Annotated in this window: 16 protein-coding genes; 4 read left to right on the top strand and 12 right to left on the bottom strand. The window is 43.3% G+C overall.

Annotation, left to right across the window (positions count from 1 at the left end):
* Nucleotides 1–6: 6 nt before the first annotated feature.
* From DXD04_RS01185 to DXD04_RS01175, 3 genes are all read right to left on the bottom strand, one after another.
* Entirely contained in the window at nucleotides 7–3,912 is a 3,906-nt protein-coding gene (locus DXD04_RS01185; RefSeq protein WP_117670115.1) for a hybrid sensor histidine kinase/response regulator transcription factor, read from the bottom strand.
* 540 nt (nucleotides 3,913–4,452) lie between these two features.
* Nucleotides 4,453–5,529 carry a butyrate kinase gene (buk, locus tag DXD04_RS01180; protein WP_117670113.1) on the bottom strand — a complete coding sequence of 359 codons (1,077 nt, stop codon included), beginning with the start codon at nucleotides 5,527–5,529 and terminating at the stop codon, nucleotides 4,453–4,455.
* Between the two features lie 11 nt (nucleotides 5,530–5,540).
* Nucleotides 5,541–6,461: a phosphate acyltransferase gene (locus DXD04_RS01175; RefSeq protein ID WP_117670111.1), complete on the bottom strand. Its 921-nt coding sequence runs from the start codon at nucleotides 6,459–6,461 to the stop codon at nucleotides 5,541–5,543.
* A gap of 200 nt (nucleotides 6,462–6,661) precedes the next feature.
* Between DXD04_RS01175 and DXD04_RS01170 the strand changes: the two genes are divergently transcribed.
* The 4 genes from DXD04_RS01170 to DXD04_RS01155 all read left to right on the top strand — a co-directional run bounded on the left by DXD04_RS01170 (nucleotide 6,662) and on the right by DXD04_RS01155 (nucleotide 11,755).
* Entirely contained in the window at nucleotides 6,662–8,275 is a 1,614-nt protein-coding gene (locus DXD04_RS01170) for a glycoside hydrolase family protein (RefSeq protein WP_117670109.1), read from the top strand.
* Between the two features lie 183 nt (nucleotides 8,276–8,458).
* Nucleotides 8,459–10,228 carry a gamma-glutamyl-gamma-aminobutyrate hydrolase family protein gene (locus DXD04_RS01165; RefSeq protein ID WP_117670107.1) on the top strand — a complete coding sequence of 590 codons (1,770 nt, stop codon included), beginning with the start codon at nucleotides 8,459–8,461 and terminating at the stop codon, nucleotides 10,226–10,228.
* An 81-nt stretch (nucleotides 10,229–10,309) separates the two neighbouring features.
* The gene (locus tag DXD04_RS01160; protein WP_117670210.1) at nucleotides 10,310–11,308 is read left to right on the top strand and encodes a M20 family metallopeptidase; all 999 of its coding nucleotides are present in this window, start codon (nucleotides 10,310–10,312) and stop codon (nucleotides 11,306–11,308) included.
* Nucleotides 11,309–11,323: 15 nt separating this feature from the next.
* A complete protein-coding gene (locus DXD04_RS01155; protein WP_007559352.1) occupies nucleotides 11,324–11,755 on the top strand; it encodes a SufE family protein in 432 nt (143 codons plus the stop codon).
* A gap of 181 nt (nucleotides 11,756–11,936) precedes the next feature.
* Here DXD04_RS01155 and rplQ read toward each other — a convergent pair whose 3' ends face one another.
* From rplQ to secY, 9 genes are all read right to left on the bottom strand, one after another.
* Nucleotides 11,937–12,431 (bottom strand): 50S ribosomal protein L17, encoded by a 495-nt coding sequence (gene rplQ, locus DXD04_RS01150; protein ID WP_007559355.1) that lies wholly within the window; start codon nucleotides 12,429–12,431, stop codon nucleotides 11,937–11,939.
* Between the two features lie 3 nt (nucleotides 12,432–12,434).
* On the bottom strand, nucleotides 12,435–13,427 hold the full coding sequence (locus DXD04_RS01145; protein ID WP_007559357.1) for a DNA-directed RNA polymerase subunit alpha: 993 nt from the start codon (nucleotides 13,425–13,427) through the stop codon (nucleotides 12,435–12,437).
* Nucleotides 13,428–13,438: 11 nt separating this feature from the next.
* Nucleotides 13,439–14,044, bottom strand: a complete 606-nt coding sequence (gene rpsD, locus DXD04_RS01140) for a 30S ribosomal protein S4 (RefSeq protein ID WP_022054454.1) — start codon at nucleotides 14,042–14,044, stop codon at nucleotides 13,439–13,441.
* A 117-nt stretch (nucleotides 14,045–14,161) separates the two neighbouring features.
* Nucleotides 14,162–14,551: a 30S ribosomal protein S11 gene (gene rpsK / locus DXD04_RS01135; RefSeq protein WP_007559359.1), complete on the bottom strand. Its 390-nt coding sequence runs from the start codon at nucleotides 14,549–14,551 to the stop codon at nucleotides 14,162–14,164.
* 8 nt (nucleotides 14,552–14,559) lie between these two features.
* Nucleotides 14,560–14,940 carry a 30S ribosomal protein S13 gene (rpsM, locus tag DXD04_RS01130; protein WP_007559362.1) on the bottom strand — a complete coding sequence of 127 codons (381 nt, stop codon included), beginning with the start codon at nucleotides 14,938–14,940 and terminating at the stop codon, nucleotides 14,560–14,562.
* Nucleotides 14,941–14,973: 33 nt separating this feature from the next.
* Nucleotides 14,974–15,090, bottom strand: a complete 117-nt coding sequence (gene ykgO / locus DXD04_RS01125; protein WP_002558051.1) for a type B 50S ribosomal protein L36 — start codon at nucleotides 15,088–15,090, stop codon at nucleotides 14,974–14,976.
* A gap of 15 nt (nucleotides 15,091–15,105) precedes the next feature.
* Nucleotides 15,106–15,324 (bottom strand): translation initiation factor IF-1, encoded by a 219-nt coding sequence (gene infA / locus DXD04_RS01120; protein WP_002558052.1) that lies wholly within the window; start codon nucleotides 15,322–15,324, stop codon nucleotides 15,106–15,108.
* A gap of 1 nt (nucleotide 15,325) precedes the next feature.
* Complete coding sequence (map, locus tag DXD04_RS01115; protein WP_007559364.1) at nucleotides 15,326–16,123, bottom strand: type I methionyl aminopeptidase; 798 nt, start codon at nucleotides 16,121–16,123, stop codon at nucleotides 15,326–15,328.
* A gap of 16 nt (nucleotides 16,124–16,139) precedes the next feature.
* Nucleotides 16,140–17,486: a preprotein translocase subunit SecY gene (gene secY, locus DXD04_RS01110; RefSeq protein ID WP_007559366.1), complete on the bottom strand. Its 1,347-nt coding sequence runs from the start codon at nucleotides 17,484–17,486 to the stop codon at nucleotides 16,140–16,142.
* Between the last annotated feature and the right edge of the window lies 1 nt (nucleotide 17,487).

Here is a 17,487-nt window from a genome sequence, read left to right as displayed (position 1 = left end):
CTTTTTTCAGTCTTCTGAAGCGTATTGTTTGGGGGTTTTACCAAATACTCCCTGAAAACATTTCGAGAAATAAGACGCATTAGAATAACCTACCATGTACATGATCTCCGATACGGTAAATTTCCGCTGCTGTAACAGCATTGCGGCTTTCTTCATTCGGATGGATTTGATATATTCCACCGGAGACATGCCCGTGAGCTGTTTTACTTTCCGGTAGATTTGTTTGCTTCCTACACCGGAAAGATTGCAAAGCGCATTGACATTCAAGTCGGAGTCAGATATATGGTCCTCGATAAGCTGGGTTATAGCTGTCAAAAACTTTTCGTCCTGCGAGGCTATTTCTTCAATTGGCTTAGGGGAAGAAATCTTTTCCATCCGTGCCTTCGTTTCGTAGGCAACCCTGTTATGCAACAGCTGGGAAACTTTGAAGTAAAGAATCTCAGCATCGAAAGGTTTGGCGATGAAAGCATCTATCTGCGACTGCAAGCTCTTGCGTTCTGTTTGTTTATCATCTTTTGCGGTCAGCATGATGATAGGAATCACGGCAGTAGTCAGGTTTTTCTTTAATATGCGACTCATTTCAATGCCGTCCATGACGGGCATCATCAAGTCGGAAATAATTAAGTCGGGCTGCTGGTTGTTTACAACCTCCAGCCCTTCTTTCCCATTGGCTGCGAATACACACCGGTAACCATCAGCCAGGATGGTTTGGATGACATTGCGCATTTCCGGATTGTCATCTACAATCAGAATCAACGGCTTGAGTTCGTGGCTATCTGCTTCTTCTCTGGTTTCCGGCTCCTGGGTTGAGGATACGGACAAGTTGAGCGATTCATCTACGGGAAAAGTCACGGTGAAAGTTGTTCCTTTTTGGATAGTTGATGCTACTTCAACTTTTCCGTGATGTAGTTCCGTATAAGTTTTTACCAGGTAAAGTCCGATTCCGGTGCCTTCGTATTGCTGTTTAGTGCGTGAAGACTGATAAAAACGCTGGAAGACATAAGGCAGCTCATTTTCGGCAATGCCTATTCCGGTGTCAGCGATACGGATGCTTACAGCCTGCAAATCTTCATGATATTCAATTACAATACTGATAGTGCCGCCCCGCGGCGTATATTTAGTTGCATTCGAAAGCAGGTTGTTTATTATTGACTTAAGTTTGATGACATCCATGTCCATAAACAAAGAATTGGTGTTGCAGGAAAGATTCCATTGATATTTTTCTTCCACATCCGCTTCTTTATAAACGGCATATATGTTCTTGACAAACGAAACCAGTTCGATACGCGACACGATAAGCATAGAGTCTTCTTTCCGGTCTATACGGTTAAATTCCAACAGCTTATGAATCATTTCATTCAGACTGACCGCATTTCGGTAAACCACTTCCAACATTGATTTTTGATGATAGTCTTTCACATCAATCAGTAATTTGCTTATCGGAGTGACAATCATGCTGATCGGGTTTTTCAGGTCGTGGGAAATATTTGATAAGAAATCTAATTTTTGCTGCGACTGTTCCATTATCTGGCGTTTTTCCATCTGTTCCAGTTTCAGACGGTTTTTTACCATGAAAAAGTTGATTATCCATCCGACCAATCCTCCGATAATAAGGAAATAAGCCATTTTTGCCCACAAAGTTTGATACCACGGCGAAAGAATGGTAACCGAAAGCATGGAAGCAGTTTTTTGTCTGTCCCCGGCATGCCGTATGAACAGGGTATATTTACCGTGAGGAATATTGGTATAGGAAATGCGGTTAGAACGTTCGTCCACCTGATGCCAGTCCTTGTCCAATCCTTCTAATTTATATACAAAGTTACCTTTCTTTATATGGTCATACGAGTAATCAGAAAATTCGAACGACAGATTATTTTCTTTGTAACTTAATTCGATGTTTTGTGTGTACCGCACACTGCTGTCGGTAGTTATCTTTTGGTTGTTGGCTGTTATTGCAGTGATGTGGACAGGAAGATACTTTGCTGCTTTGCTAGCGGCCGAAGGAGTACACAGCCCGATACCATCATAACCTCCCAAAAATACACGCCGGTCAGTCTTATCGTAGCAGACGCATGTAAACATCTGGTCACCGACAGGGATGCGTGATACCGCATTGTTCTTTTTGTCAATTCCCCATAATCCTTTGGTTGTAGAAACCCAAATGCTGCTTTCAACTTCTGCCATGGAAAGAATATTACAATTCTTCTGGTTCAAATTGATTTCCGTGACTGTCTCCGTGACGGGATTGATACGCAACACTTTATTGTGGCATCCTGCCCAAAGATATCCTTCGCTGTCGCTCATCAGAAAATCGGTAGTGATTTCTTCATTTGTTCTTGGCAGGCGGAATGCGGTGAATTTCCCACTCTTCGGATTCAGTTTCTGAATCCCGTTATTATATAACATAATCCACACGTTGCCGCTACGGTCTTCTACCACTTGGTTGATAAACATACTTTTCAGTCCGTCTTGGGTCGTATAGTTCTTGTCGGCCACACAATAACCCGATGCGGAATGTAACAATTTATCTTTCCGGATAACAAAAAGTCCGCCCAGACAAGTGCTTATCCAGAAATTCCCGTCAAGGTCTTCAAACATATAGTAAGCCCAATTCGCGTTATACGAACGCGTCCGGTCAACGATTGTATATGGAATGAATTGTTGAGTCGATTCATCATACCGCTCTATGCCACCGTCTGTGGCAATCCATAAATTACCTGTTCGGTCTTCATAAATATGGCGTATACGGTTATGGGATAATGGGTAATCTTTTTTGTTCATCTTATACCATCGTGTTTTCGGATTACTATTTATCAAGCCGCGCTCTACGAATAATAATCCGTCTGTACCTCCCAGCCAGTAATTACCTTTACTGTCGCGGAAAATGGAATGGAATAAATTTCCCTCACTACTGTGCGTCAGTTGCCATACAGGTATGAATAAATAAGGATGAGTATTGCGGGCAAGGGATACGCCATTATCTGTACCCAACCAGATGTTAGAATCTTTGTCAGAAAAGATACTCCAAACGATATTATTTGATAGCGAGTGACTATTACGTGAATCGTGGAACAAATGGTTATGTTTTCCGGTAGCAGGATTATAAATGTATAGTCCGTTATCTGTTCCTATCAGTAAGTTTCTATCGACATCAAAAGCCAGTGATTTCACCGAATTGTCCTGAAAGAGAGGAATACTTTCTGCCCGTCCGTATCGCAGACAAATCAACTCGCCTTCTGTTCCTATCCATAAACATTTACGCTCTTTATCCTCCAGCATTATATTGGCAAAAAAATTCTTTTCGCGTCGAGCAGCAGGAATACCGATGAGGTAGAAATCATTACCAGTTTCATCCAACCGACATACCCCGTCATAGGTCCCGATATACAGTTCTCCATCAGACGTATGCAATAGTGAGTAAACAGCAACATGGGGAAGACGGCTGTTATAGGGCGTAAAAGCTTTCAGTTCGTGTGTATTAAGCGTATATCGGTAAAGTCCGTTTAATGTTCCTATCCAAAGGTTATTTTTGTAGAAAGCAAGACTACGCACATCGTTTGGGAAAGAGACTTCAGCAGTAACGTAATGGTCAGTCTTGTAATTATATATCAATAATCCGTTGTCTGCTCCAAGAAAGATAGAGTCTCCTGCAACAACACCGCAATAGATACGTACGTTACTGTTTTTTCCGTATTCAAAGTGAGATTGTATGGTATATCCGTCATAACTAAGCAAGCCAGCATTCGACCCCATCCAAATAAGACCACTTTGATCTTGCAAAATACAACTGATAGTTGAAGCATCGGCTTGTAAAGGAATACGGTCTAATTGGAGGTAAAACATTTGCTGCCCGTACAATCCCTGTATTGCCGACACAAGCATGTATAGGATGAGAAGAAAGTACTTTTTCATGTTACACAAGATAAAGAGATGAAACAGACACGAAAACAAAGATATGAATTCTTACCGAATCATGCAAAGGCAGATAAACATAACAAAAAATCTATGCTGATATATAGCACCTAATTTACCCTTTCACCAAGGATATACAAAATATGAATATACACCTATGAGACGTTTTTGTGGCAGTAAGTGTTCAATAGAAAAAAGTTATGAGGCTCTGAAATACGAATAATAACCGCTTGCAAACGTCTATCCTATATAAAAGTTGCTTCACTCTAAAAGCTAACAATATCATTACAAACGCATTAAAAATATTCAAACCAAGATAATTTTCTTTCAAACGTCAAGACAAATTCTCTGTTTCACACTGTGGGATACAAAAACCACAGTGTGGGATACATATTTCACACTGTGAAATACAAATCCCGCACTGTGGAACAGAGAATATACAAAGGGATTTCAAAAAATACTTACCCGAACTTCAATTAATTCTGCCGACAAATCAAATTAATCCTGAATCACTGTCATATTATACAGATAGTAATCAAATCAATCCGATGAAGTTTCCGGCGCATACTCCTGCAAAGTCAATTCTCCTCGCAGCACTCCCAAGGCATTCATGGCCAATGCTCCCATTTCATCCTCACCAGGAATTACCACAATCGGAGCCAGGCCTTCCAGCCATTCACGCAACCCCTGGATGCAATAGTCATTGAAAGCGATACCTCCAGTCAGAATCACAGCATCAGTCTGTCCGTGAAGTGCGATGTGCATGGCACCGACCTGCTTGGCTACCGTATAAAGCATGGCATCCAGCACTAACTTGTGCTTTTCGGCTCCGGCATGTGCCCAACGGATAATACTCTGCACATCGGTGGTACCCAAATGAGCCACCAGGCCTCCCCGACCGTTTATCATCTTACGGATTTCGGCATAGGTATATTTTCCGCTGAAACACATATCCACCAACTGCCGGGCCGGCAACGTTCCTGCCCGCTCCGGACTGAAAGGCCCCTCTCCATTCAAGGCGTTATTAACATCGACTACCTTTCCATAATGATGGGCACTGACCGAGATGCCTCCTCCCAAATGGGCTACAATCAGATTTAGTTCTTCATACTTTCGTCCGATACGAGCTGCATAACTGCGGGAAACAGCCCGACTGTTCAGGGCATGGAAAATAGAGATGCGCGGCAGTTCCGGAATACCGGAGATACGGGCCAAATCGCGCAACTCATCAGTCACCACCGGATCGGCCAAATAAGAAGGACAACCGGCACAATGCGCAATCTCATCGGCAATCCATGCCGCCAGATTCGATGCATGTTCCATATCGGCATGCCATAAATCATGCTTGATTCGCTCGTTAATCTGATATACTCCTCCGGGAGTAGGTTTCAACAAGCCTCCACGGGCAATCACGGCATCAAAGACAAGCGGAATGCCAGCCTTCTCCAGCGTATCGTGCACACACTTGCGACGGTACTCATATTGTTCATTAATATGGTGAAAGCCGGCCAACTCCTTGGAAGGATGCGCAATGCTTTCACGCCAGATAGGATTCTCATTCTCGTAGACTGCCAGCTTCGTAGAAGTGGAGCCCGGATTGATGACAAGTATCTTCATAAGGTCTAGTTTTATTCTTTTCGTGTCCCTGCCAGACATGCCAGTACCAGACTGTAGTATTTGGAGTTTCCGGAGTCACTCCGCGAAGGCACTACTACCGGTGCAATGGTACCGGTCAGCATACCTGCCATATTCGCATCGCCAAACAGAGACAGGGTTTTGTAAAACGTATTGCCCGCTTCGATATTAGGGAAAATCAGAATATCTGCATTGCCTACCACAGGCGAGGAAAGTCCTTTTATCTCCCCGCTGTGCTTGTCGCAGGCGGTCTTGGCATCCATCGGCCCGTCGATAAAGACTTTTCCGAAACGGCCTTCCTGCGCTTCTTTTTTCAGTTCCACGTAGCTCAGGGTATGAGGAAATTTCTCGTTGATTTTCTCCGTGCAGTGTATCAGTGCCACCCGGGGTTCTTCGCATCCCAACGTACGACACAAAGCCAGGTCGTTGGCAATCATTGAACGGTATTGTTCCAAAGTAGGACGAGGAATTACTGCCGCATCCGAGAAAAACAGCAGTTTATGATACAAAGGAACCTGCGCCACGGCCACATGGCTCAGCACTCCTCCTTCGGGTAACAGCCCCTCTCCTTTTTTCAGGACCGCACGCAGCAGGTTGTCGGTGTTGATAAGTCCCTTCATCAGGACTTCCGCCTCGCCCGTGCGTACCAGTTGCACAGCCAGTGCAGCCGCTTCATCCGGTGTTCCAGCTTCGTAAATGCGTACAAAGTCGGGAGAAGCTGCCCGCAAGTCGAGCGCTTCTTTCAAATGAGCAGAATCTGTGACTAGCAGATATTCAGCAATCTCCTCTCTCAGGCTACGGATAATGACATATTCCGTGTGCGGGTCGTTCGGGCAGACCACCGCCACTTTCCGTCGTATGCCGCGCGAACGCAGGCAGTTGACCATCTGAGAAAGGGTTCGAATCAGTTCCATATCATTAGATTTTAAACAAATATGAGAAAATAATTTGAATAAATATCTATTTGGGATGCTAATTAATGCTATAGAGCCGGAGAAGGAAAAATCCTCTCAACGTCAATTTGTCGATAAAATCCTACGAAGTACGTATTATATGCTACAACCGTGCAAGGAGATATACCTACTTTTGCAGAAAATTATACATAATACTTACCATGAAAAATATATTCTGCTTTTTAACCTTATTGCTCAGTCTGGGTGCAAATGCTCAAATCACAGAACGTACATTGCCCGCCGAATGGAAGCACCTTATTGATGGAGGGCGGTTTAAAGACCGGTTCCTGCCTATGCCCGACGGGAAGTCCGGCGAAAATGTGTGGGGAACTGACTCGGTACGTCTCCGGTACGTTGACAACGGGATTGAGAATCCGGAACTTTCTTTCTGGGGAGGAAACATTCTCAAAGGTAAGGATAACAAATACCATCTCTTTGTCTGCGGATGGCCGGAAAACTCACCTAAGGGGCACATGACATGGCCCAAATCTACCGTATTCCATACGACAAGTGACTGTTTGAGCGGACCTTATACCATCTGTGACACGATTGGGAAGGGACATAATCCGGAAGCATTCATACTAAAAGACGGACGTCCCGTGGTGTACGTAATCGACGGATATTACATTGCAGACAGCCTGAATGGGCCGTGGACGTACAGTCATTTCACCTTCGACAAGAGAAACAGAAAAATCATTGAGGGGCTGTCTAACCTGACCTTTGCCAGAAGAAGTGACGGTTCTTATCTGATGGTATGCCGCGGAGGAGGGGTATGGATTAGTGAAAATGGTATCTCTCCCTATCAACAGGTAAGTGACAGAAGTGTGTATCCTGACGTAAACGGGGAATTTGAGGACCCGGTTATCTGGAAAGACAGCTTGCAATATCACCTTATCGTCAACGACTGGCTGGGAAGAATTGCCTACTACCAGCGTTCCATTGACGGTATCCACTGGATTACGGAGGAGGGCGAAGCTTACACTCCGGGAATAGCCGCTCACAAGAATGGTTACAAGGAAAACTGGTTTAAGTATGAGCGTATGAAAGTGTTTCAGGATGAATACGGACGCCCCATTCAGGCCAACTTTGCCGTTATCGATACCATCAAATGGGAAGATCATCCCAACGATCGGCACAGTTCAAAGAATATATGCATCCCTCTGAACAAAGGATTGCGCTTGTCTGTCCTGAACGAAGATACGATTACCGCCCAGACCAAAGAAATCAAGGTACTGGTGAAAGCGGAGGAAGGAGTTGACTTCAAGGATTTCGACATGAAATCGCTGAGATTCGGAAGCTCCTCGGACGTAAATTACGGAAAGGGATGCAAGGCTGTCAAACGTATCGCTTCGGGCAAGGACCTGATTCTCGTATTCGATGGCAGAAACAATACCATCAGAAAAGATGAATTTGCTCCCAAACTGCTCGGAAAGACGAAAAAAGGAGAATTGCTGTACGGATATGCCAGACTGCCTTACGTCAATTATCATCCGGCATGCCTGTCGGCGGCATATCCTATGGCGTATGACAAGCAATTGGAACTGGAAGTGAAGAATTTCGGTTTGTCCACCTCAGAAGAAACAGACCTGACCGTACTGGTCAATGGAGTAAAACTGGCAGAAGGACAAGTGAAAACGCTTTCACCGTATGAAAGTGTAAAACTTAGCCTGCCTTGCATAAACGCAGCTAAGATTGACAACCAGACTTTATTTACGATTGTGTACAGCCAGTACGGTAAGGAAATCCGCAAAGAGACCATACAGAATTTCGACTGATAACACATTACCTTATACACATGAACGGGGAATACGAGCTCCTTTTTTAGAAGGTATTGTATTCCCTTTTTTATGAGACTCTATCTTAATTGTCAATTATTTACTTTATTCCTTCTTTTCTTGTGCGCATAATTCGCAAGTTCTCTCTATATTTGCCTTACTTGGTAAATAAAGAAGGAACACATGAAAACAAATTTTTCTTTCGATATGCAGGCCCTCGACGAGGGCATTCACAGCCGCTTCCCCAATCATAAGGAAGCACCGCTTATCGGACTTACCGGAAACTTCAGCGACGGAAATCTGACATTGGCTCCGGGGTATTATCAGTCTATCATTCAGGCCGGAGGGGTGCCGGTGGTCATTCCTCCCTACGAGGATGTAAACTTGCTGATTAATACGCTTGAGCAGCTTGACGGATTGTTGCTCACTGGAGGAGGTGATTTGAATCCGCTATTCCTGCACGAAGATCCTATCCGGGAACTTCACAGCATCAATCCGTACCGCGACCGTCAGGAACTGCTTCTGACGCGTTTGGCTGCCAACCGACAGATTCCGATATTAGGTATCTGCCGAGGGATGCAGGTCATCAATGCGGCATTGGGAGGCACACTCTATCAGGACATCTATGCACAGAAGGATACACCATCCATTAAGCACAGTCAGGATTTGGAACGGAGTTTCCCATCGCACAGGGTAGAGTTAGCAGAAGGCAGTCTGTTGGCACGTATCTTAAACGTCAAGGAGGTAGCTGTAAACTCTTTCCACCATCAGGCCGTGAAAGAAGCTGCTCCGGGTTTCCGTGTATCGGCTACGGCACCCGATGGAGTAATAGAAGCAATAGAAAGCACAGAATACAAATCTATTATAGGGGTGCAGTGGCATCCGGAATGTTTCATCCTGAATCAGGACAAGTGTATGATGCCGTTGTTCGGATGGCTCGTCCGTGAAGCTGGCTCATTCCAGAAGGCCAAGAAGCTGCATGAACGTCTGCTGATTCTCGACACGCACTGTGATACTCCGATGTTCTTCGACCAGCACATCCGCTTCCATGCACGGGACTCCAAAATAAAAGTGGACTTACATAAAATGACGGAGGGGCGACAGGATGCGACCATCATGGTGGCTTACCTGGAACAGAAGGAACGTACGGACGAGGCACTGCTGGCTACAACGGCCAAGGCAGACCGTCTGCTGAATGAGATTGAGGAGATGGTAGCTATGAACTGTACGGCTGTAGACATCGCTTATTCCCCCAACGACTTATACCGTCTGAAACGGGAAGGAAAGAAGGCCATTATGTTGGGCATTGAAAACGGATATGCCATCGGAAAGGATTTAAGCCGGGTAGCACATTTCCGGAAACGGGGAGTAGTGTATATGACGCTCTGCCACAATGGAAACAATGACATCTGTGGTTCTGCACGCTACAATGAAGAAAACTTGGGAGTTACTCCGTTTGGGGAGCAGGTTATTCAGGAGATGAACCGCCTGGGAATGATGGTAGATTTGTCACACAGTGGAGAACGGACATTCTACGAGACACTGGACATCAGCAGCCAACCGGTGGTTTGTTCGCATTCTTCCAGCCGTGCGCTCTGCGACCATCCCCGTAACCTGACCGACGACCAGCTTCGTGCCATAGCCCGCAAGGGAGGCGTGGTACAGGTATGCTTATATAGCGGCTTCCTCCGTAAGGAGCGTCCGGCTCACATCTTGGATGCCATCGAACACCTGAATCACATGGTGAACGTGATGGGTATCGAACATGTGGGAATCGGCAGTGACTTTGACGGTGACGGAGGTATTATCGGATGCAATGACTCTTCGGAAATAATCAATCTGACTCGTCAGTTGCTTCATGAACGGTACAGCGAGGAAGACATCCGGCGCATTTGGGGAGGTAACTTCTTACGTGTCATGCAGCAAGTGCAGGAGAATGGCTCCTACAAATAAAGTTTAAAACCCGATTGCCGTTGCAAGGCGTGTACAAAAATAAGTTTACCTTTGCACCACAATCAAAACAAATGAATTATGATTTCAATAAAGAATCTGCTGGCAGTAACTGCTTTAATGACAGGAGGGGCCTTCATCTCTTGCGGGAACAGTCAGAAGAACAGCCAGCAAATAGAAGAATCTGAAGCGGCTATAGTGCAGGCACCGGCATTCAATGCGGATAGTGCATACGCTTACATTGCCGCACAGGTGCAATTCGGACCTCGTGTTCCTAATACGGAAGCTCACCGGAGATGCGGCGATTACCTGGCCGCACAACTGGAGAAATTCGGTGCGAAGGTGTACAACCAGCATGCAGATTTAGTGGCCTACAATGGTACCATCCTGAAATCGCGCAACATCATCGGGGCTTACCAGCCGGAAAACAAAAAGCGAGTGATGCTGTGTGCGCACTGGGATAGCCGTCCATACGCTGACCAGGATGAAAAATCTAATCACCAGAAACCGATAGATGGAGCCAACGACGGTGCCAGTGGTGTAGGTGTATTGCTCGAAATTGCCCGTCAGATTCAACAGCAGGCACCACAAGTCGGCATCGACCTGATATTCTTCGATTCAGAAGATTACGGCACACCGGATTTCTACGAAGGTACTTACAAACCAGATACCTGGTGTCTGGGTTCGCAATACTGGGGCCGCATTCCTCACGTACCTGATTACAAGGCTCGGTTTGGTATCTTGCTTGATATGGTAGGCGGAAAGAATGCCACATTCTACTACGAAGCGTTCTCCAAGCAGACGGCGAACAATGCCATGAAGAAAATCTGGAAAATGGCTGACCATCTGGGTTACAGCAATTACTTCATCAAGGAAGACGGAGGTCAGGTTACCGACGACCATGTGTATGTAAACCAGTACCGCCAGATTCCGTGCGTAGATATTATTCACTACGATACGCAAAGTAACACCGGTTTTAACCCGACCTGGCACACACTGGACGACAGCTTAGAGAATATTGACAAAGCCACTCTTCAAGCCGTAGGACAAACGGTGATGGGGGTAATTTATAACGAAAAATAATTAAACACTACCGCAATGAAAACTATCAATGAACTCCAGGACGAAGTGATCGAAGAATTCAGCGACTTCGACGATTGGATGGACAAATATCAGCTACTGATTGATTTGGGTAATGACCAGCAGCCGCTTGACCCGAAATATAAAACCGAGCAGAACCTGATTGACGGCTGTCAGAGCCGCGTTTGGTTACAAGCTGATCTGGTAGACGGCAAAGTGGTATTTCAGGCAGAGAGCGACGCATTAATCGTAAAAGGTATCATATCTTTACTTATTCAGGTGGTATCTGGACACACACCTGACGAAATTCTGGAATCTGACCTTTACTTCATCGAGAAGATTGGACTGAAAGAACACCTCTCACCAACCCGCAGTAATGGTCTGCTTGCCATGGTAAAACAAATGCGCATGTACGCCTTAGCATTCAAAGCCAAAATGCAAGAAGCATAATCTCACAGAAAATTAATCAAGGTAATCACATAAAAGGCTCGTGAAGCAGGTTTAAATCTGATTTCACGAGCCTTTTTTATTGACAATGTTTTCCCAAGACCTTGATGTTTTTCAATCCCAATAGAGCATAAAAAAGGCTATGCAAACGCATAGCCTTTTAAGTATATAGCATGTTACAGAATTATTCAGCTTTAGGGGCTTCCTCTGTAGTAGCTTCAGTTGCAGCAGCTTCAGCAGCCGGTGCTTCTGCAGTTGCAGCTGATTTCTTAGAACGACGAGTACGAGTAGCTTTCTTGGCAGCTGTCTTAGCCATGTTCTCGTTGTAGTCAACCAATTCGATGAAACACATTTCAGCGTTATCACCCAAACGGTGACCAGTCTTGATAATACGAGTGTAACCACCCGGACGATCAGCAACTTTTACAGAGATTTCTTTGAACAGTTCAGTTACAGCATATTTGTCCTGAAGATTGCTAAATACAACACGACGTGAGTTAGTAGTGTCATCTTTAGATCTTGTAATCAGCGGCTCAACGAACTTCTTCAAAGCTTTAGCCTTCGCAACAGTCGTAGTGATTCTTTTGTGCTTGATCAAAGAACATGCCATGTTTGACAGCATTGCATTTCTGTGAGAAGCAGTACGACCTAAATGGTTGAATTTTTTATTATGTCTCATTGTTTATTCTTTGTCTAATTTATACTTAGAAATATCTGTTCCAAACGAAAGATTCAGACTCTCGAGCAAATCATCAAGCTCAGTGAGCGATTTCTTACCGAAGTTACGGAACTTCAGCAGGTCGGTCTTATTGAACTGAACCAAGTCACCCAATGTTTCTACATCGGCAGCCTTCAAACAGTTCAAGGCACGAACTGACAAGTCCATATCAACCAATTTGGTCTTCAGCAACTGACGCATGTGCAATACTTCTTCATCGAATTCTTCATTTCCTTCTGCATCTGATGTTTCAAGAGTAATCTTTTCATCAGAGAACAGCATGAAGTGGTGAATCAAAATTTTTGCAGCTTCTTTCAGCGCTTCCTTCGGGTGAATGGAACCGTCCGTCGTAATTTCCAGCACCAACTTTTCATAGTCAGTCTTCTGTTCTACACGATAGTTTTCCACCGCATATTTCACATTACGAATCGGAGTGTAAATAGAATCGATAGGAATTACATTCACATCGGTGCAGAATTCACGGTTTTCGTCAGCCGGAACATATCCACGACCTTTGTTAATTGTAATGTCTATCTGCATAGTTGCTTTTGAATCTAAATGGCAAATAACCAATTCAGGATTTAACACTTCAAATCCGGTCAAATACTTACCAATATCACCTGCCTTAAATTCAGTAGAATTCTCAACGGTAATGCTTACCTTCTCATTTTCGAATTCCTCAACTACTCGCTTGAATCGAACTTGCTTCAGATTCAAGATAATGTTAGTGACATCTTCTTTCACACCCGGAATTGTAGCAAATTCATGTTCCACACCCTCAATACGGATTGTGTTGATTGCATAACCTTCCAACGAAGAAAGAAGAATACGGCGTAAAGCATTACCTACGGTAATACCGAAACCGGGTTCAAGCGGACGGAATTCGAATTTCCCGAATTTGGAATCCGCTTCCAACATTAATACTTTATCAGGTTTTTGAAATGCTAATATCGCCATGAAATTAATTATTATTTAGAGTACAATTCAACGATCAAGTGTTCTTTAATGTTTTCAGGAATGTCAGCTCTTTCTGGAACATGCAACAATTTACCAGTCTTAGAGTTTTCATCCCATTCCAACCAAGGATATTTGCTGTGGTTAAATCCAGCCAAAGAGTTAGCAACAACTTCCAAAGACTTAGATTTTTCACGAACACCTACCAACTGACCCGGTTTTACAGAGAAAGAAGGAATGTTTACAACCTTACCATCTACAGTAATGTGCTTGTGACCTACAAGCTGACGAGCAGCAGCACGAGTCGGTGCAATACCCAAACGGAACACTACGTTGTCCAAACGACATTCAAGGCTCTGCAACAAGATTTCACCAGTAATACCGTTCATACTTGCTGCTTTCTCAAACATGTTACGGAATTGTTTCTCCAACACACCGTAAGTATATTTAGCTTTCTGCTTTTCAGCCAACATGACACCGTATTCAGAAGTTTTTCTGCGACGGTTGTTACCATGTTGTCCAGGAGGATAGTTTTTCTTAGACAAAACTTTATCTGCTCCAAAGATTGCTTCACCGAATTTACGTGCAATTCTAGTTTTTGGTCCAGTATATCTAGCCATTTTCTTTCTTAATTTAATTGTTATTCATGAACTCAATTTGTTGCAGCCGCGATTACAGAAAGGAATTGCAATCCATTATTTAACAAAATCAAGTTACATCTAAATAGGTTATCTTTATTATACTCTTCTTCTTTTAGGAGGACGACAACCGTTGTGAGGCAATGGAGTTACGTCGATAATTTCAGTAACTTCAATTCCAGCTCCATGTACAGTTCTGATTGCAGACTCACGTCCGTTTCCAGGACCCTTTACATAAGCCTTTACCTTTCTCAGGCCAAGATCGTATGCCACTTTTGCACAATCCTGGGCAGCCATCTGAGCTGCATAAGGAGTGTTCTTCTTAGAACCTCTAAATCCCATCTTACCTGCAGAAGACCATGCAATAATCTGGCCTTCGCTGTTTGCCAAAGAAACGATAATGTTATTGAATGAAGAATGAACATGCAACTGTCCATTAGCATCAACCTTGACATTTCTTTTTTTAGCTGCGACTGTTTTTTTTGCCATATTAACAATTATTTAGTAGCTTTTTTCTTATTTGCAACTGTTTTCTTTCTTCCCTTACGTGTACGAGCATTGTTCTTTGTGCTCTGACCTCTAACGGGCAGACCCAAGCGGTGACGAACACCACGGTAGCAACCAATATCCATTAATCGCTTAATGTTCAACTGGATTTCAGAACGAAGATCACCTTCAACCTTGTATTCAGCACCAATGATTTCACGGATCTTAGCAGCCTGATCATCAGTCCAATCCTTTACTTTCAGGTCACGATCTACGCCTGCCTTATCCAAAATTTTTGCTGAACTACTGCGTCCGATACCATATACGTATGTTAACGCAATCTCACCTCTTTTATTCTGAGGCAAATCTACACCAACTATTCTTATAGCCATATACTAAATTATTTTTTTTGCAAAAATAATAAATTATCCTTGACGTTGTTTATACTTAGGATTTTTCTTGTTAATAACATACAAACGGCCATTACGTCTAACGATTTTGCATTCCGGCGTACGTTTCTTTAATGATGCTCTTACTTTCATATCTTATATTTTCTTTTATTTGTATCTAAAAACGATTCTTCCTTTAGATAAGTCATAAGGAGACATCTCGACCCTTACCTTATCTCCGGGTAATATTTTAATGTAATGCATTCTCATTTTACCAGAAATATGAGCTGTAATCTCATGTCCGTTTTCTAGTTCTACACGAAACATTGCATTAGACAATGCTTCGACGATAACTCCATCTTGTTCTATTGCGGATTGCTTTGCCATATTAAATTGCTTTATCTCCTAAAACTTGTTCTATAAATTCAAATGACGATAATATATCAGCCTTTCCTACTCCCACAGCTACCGTATGTTCAAAATGTGCTGCACATTTGCGGTCTCTTGTACGGATAGTCCATCTATCCTCCTCCATCACAATTTGACGATTGCCCATCGTTATCATCGGCTCAATCGCAATACACATTCCTTTTTTTAACAAAGTTCCTGTGCCACGCCGACCATAATTAGGAACTGGAGGATCTTCATGCATTTCCTTTCCAATACCATGACCTACAAACTCACGAACCACGCCATAAGAATGTGCTTCACAGTATTCTTGAATCGAGTAACCTATATCACCAAGCCGCTTTCCATGAACTGCATTTTCAATTCCCTTATAAAGAGATTCTTTAGTTACCTTCAACAATTTCACGATTTCAGGATCAACTTCACCTACACAGAACGTATAAGCCGAATCACCACAAAAACCATTCATGAAAGTACCACAGTCCACAGAAACAATATCACCGTCTTTCAAAGGAATATCATTGGGAATCCCATGAACGACCTGGTCATTAACCGATGTACATAGTGTACCAGGAAAGGGAGAACCGTATGGATTAGGGAAACCCTTAAAAGTAGGTATAGCCCCATGGTCGCGAATAAATTCTTCTGCAACCTTATCCAATTGCTTGGTAGTAACTCCCGGTTGTATCATTTTAGCTACTTCAGCCAGAGTTCTCCCGACAAGGAGATTACTCTGACGAAGTAACTCTATTTCATCATCTGTCTTTAAAAATATCATTCGAGACGAGTAGTTTTTAATAAGCAGCTACATTACCGGAACGTCCTTTAATTCTTCCCGAACTCAACAGTCCGTCATAATGACGCATCAACAAATGGCTTTCAACCTGCTGAAGAGTATCCAATACTACTCCTACAAGAATCAGCAAAGATGTACCACCGAAGAACTGAGCAAATTCAGCTTGAACTCCGAAAAGACCGGCAAAAGCAGGCAGAATAGCAATAATAGCCAAGAATATAGAACCCGGCAGTGTAATACGAGACATAATTACATCCAAATATTCTGCAGTGTTCTTACCCGGCTTTATTCCCGGAATAAAACCGTTATTTCTCTTCATATCTTCTGCCATCTGGTTAGTATTGATTGTAATTGCAGTATAGAAATAAGTGAAAAGTATAATCAATGCCGCAAAAACAAAATTGTACCAGAAGCTTGTATGGTCAATCAAAGCGCGAGTGATGCCGCTTGCATCCTCCATATTGGAGAAACCTACAATAGTGATAGGAATGAACATAATTGCCTGAGCAAAGATGATAGGCATTACGTTCGCAGCATTCACCTTCAAAGGAATGTACTGTCTTGCACCACCATATTGTTTATTACCTACAATACGTTTTGCATACTGTACAGGAACCTTACGCACACCCTGAACCAACAAAATAGCAGCAGCTATCACAGCCAGCAAACAAACAAGTTCAATCAGGAACATGATGATACCTCCTGCACCCGGAGAAGCAAGTCTGGAAACAAACTCACCAGAGAAAGACTGAGGAAGACGAGCAATGATACCCACCATAATGATTAATGAGATACCATTACCAATACCTTTGTCAGTGATTCTTTCACCAAGCCACAGAACGAACATACTACCTGCTGCCAGAATGATAGTCGAAGTTATAATAAAGAAAGTCCAATCTAATGAAGCATTAAGGGCAGGCCCTGCTTGCATTTTCAAGTTGATCAGATAAGATGGAGCTTGGAAAATCAAAATAATGATTGTCAGGATACGAGTATACTGATTAATCTTTCGACGCCCGCTTTCACCCTCACGCTGTAATTTCTGGAAATAAGGTACTGCAATAGCCAACAGCTGAATCACGATGGATGCAGAGATGTACGGCATAATTCCAAGTGCAAAAATAGAAGCATTTGAAAAAGCACCACCAGAAAACATATTCAACAAGGCAAGAAGACCTTCACTCGTCTGTTCATGCAATTTAGACAGCATATCCGGATTGATACCTGGCAATACGACGTAGGAACCAAATCGATAAATTGCAACAAACAATATAGTAATGAGGATCCGTTTTCTCAGATCCTCAATATTCCATATATTCTTTAATGTTTCAATAGATTTTATCATT

This window comes from Phocaeicola plebeius (assembly GCF_003437535.1).
In the GTDB taxonomy this organism is placed as follows: domain Bacteria; phylum Bacteroidota; class Bacteroidia; order Bacteroidales; family Bacteroidaceae; genus Phocaeicola; species Phocaeicola plebeius_A.
The sequence above is the reverse complement of the archived record's forward strand: the minus strand, read 5'-3'. Positions and strand labels throughout refer to the sequence as shown.

Coding starts and splice junctions, on each gene's coding strand:
- DXD04_RS01185 (WP_117670115.1), bottom strand. CDS start 3,912: ATGAAAAAGTACTTTCTTCTCATCCTATACATGCTTGTGTCGGCAATA.
- buk (WP_117670113.1), bottom strand. CDS start 5,529: ATGAAGATACTTGTCATCAATCCGGGCTCCACTTCTACGAAGCTGGCA.
- DXD04_RS01175 (WP_117670111.1), bottom strand. CDS start 6,461: ATGGAACTGATTCGAACCCTTTCTCAGATGGTCAACTGCCTGCGTTCG.
- DXD04_RS01170 (WP_117670109.1), top strand. CDS start 6,662: ATGAAAAATATATTCTGCTTTTTAACCTTATTGCTCAGTCTGGGTGCA.
- DXD04_RS01165 (WP_117670107.1), top strand. CDS start 8,459: ATGAAAACAAATTTTTCTTTCGATATGCAGGCCCTCGACGAGGGCATT.
- DXD04_RS01155 (WP_007559352.1), top strand. CDS start 11,324: ATGAAAACTATCAATGAACTCCAGGACGAAGTGATCGAAGAATTCAGC.
- rplQ (WP_007559355.1), bottom strand. CDS start 12,431: ATGAGACATAATAAAAAATTCAACCATTTAGGTCGTACTGCTTCTCAC.
- DXD04_RS01145 (WP_007559357.1), bottom strand. CDS start 13,427: ATGGCGATATTAGCATTTCAAAAACCTGATAAAGTATTAATGTTGGAA.
- rpsD (WP_022054454.1), bottom strand. CDS start 14,044: ATGGCTAGATATACTGGACCAAAAACTAGAATTGCACGTAAATTCGGT.
- rpsK (WP_007559359.1), bottom strand. CDS start 14,551: ATGGCAAAAAAAACAGTCGCAGCTAAAAAAAGAAATGTCAAGGTTGAT.
- rpsM (WP_007559362.1), bottom strand. CDS start 14,940: ATGGCTATAAGAATAGTTGGTGTAGATTTGCCTCAGAATAAAAGAGGT.
- ykgO (WP_002558051.1), bottom strand. CDS start 15,090: ATGAAAGTAAGAGCATCATTAAAGAAACGTACGCCGGAATGCAAAATC.
- infA (WP_002558052.1), bottom strand. CDS start 15,324: ATGGCAAAGCAATCCGCAATAGAACAAGATGGAGTTATCGTCGAAGCA.
- map (WP_007559364.1), bottom strand. CDS start 16,123: ATGATATTTTTAAAGACAGATGATGAAATAGAGTTACTTCGTCAGAGT.
- secY (WP_007559366.1), bottom strand. CDS start 17,486: ATGATAAAATCTATTGAAACATTAAAGAATATATGGAATATTGAGGAT.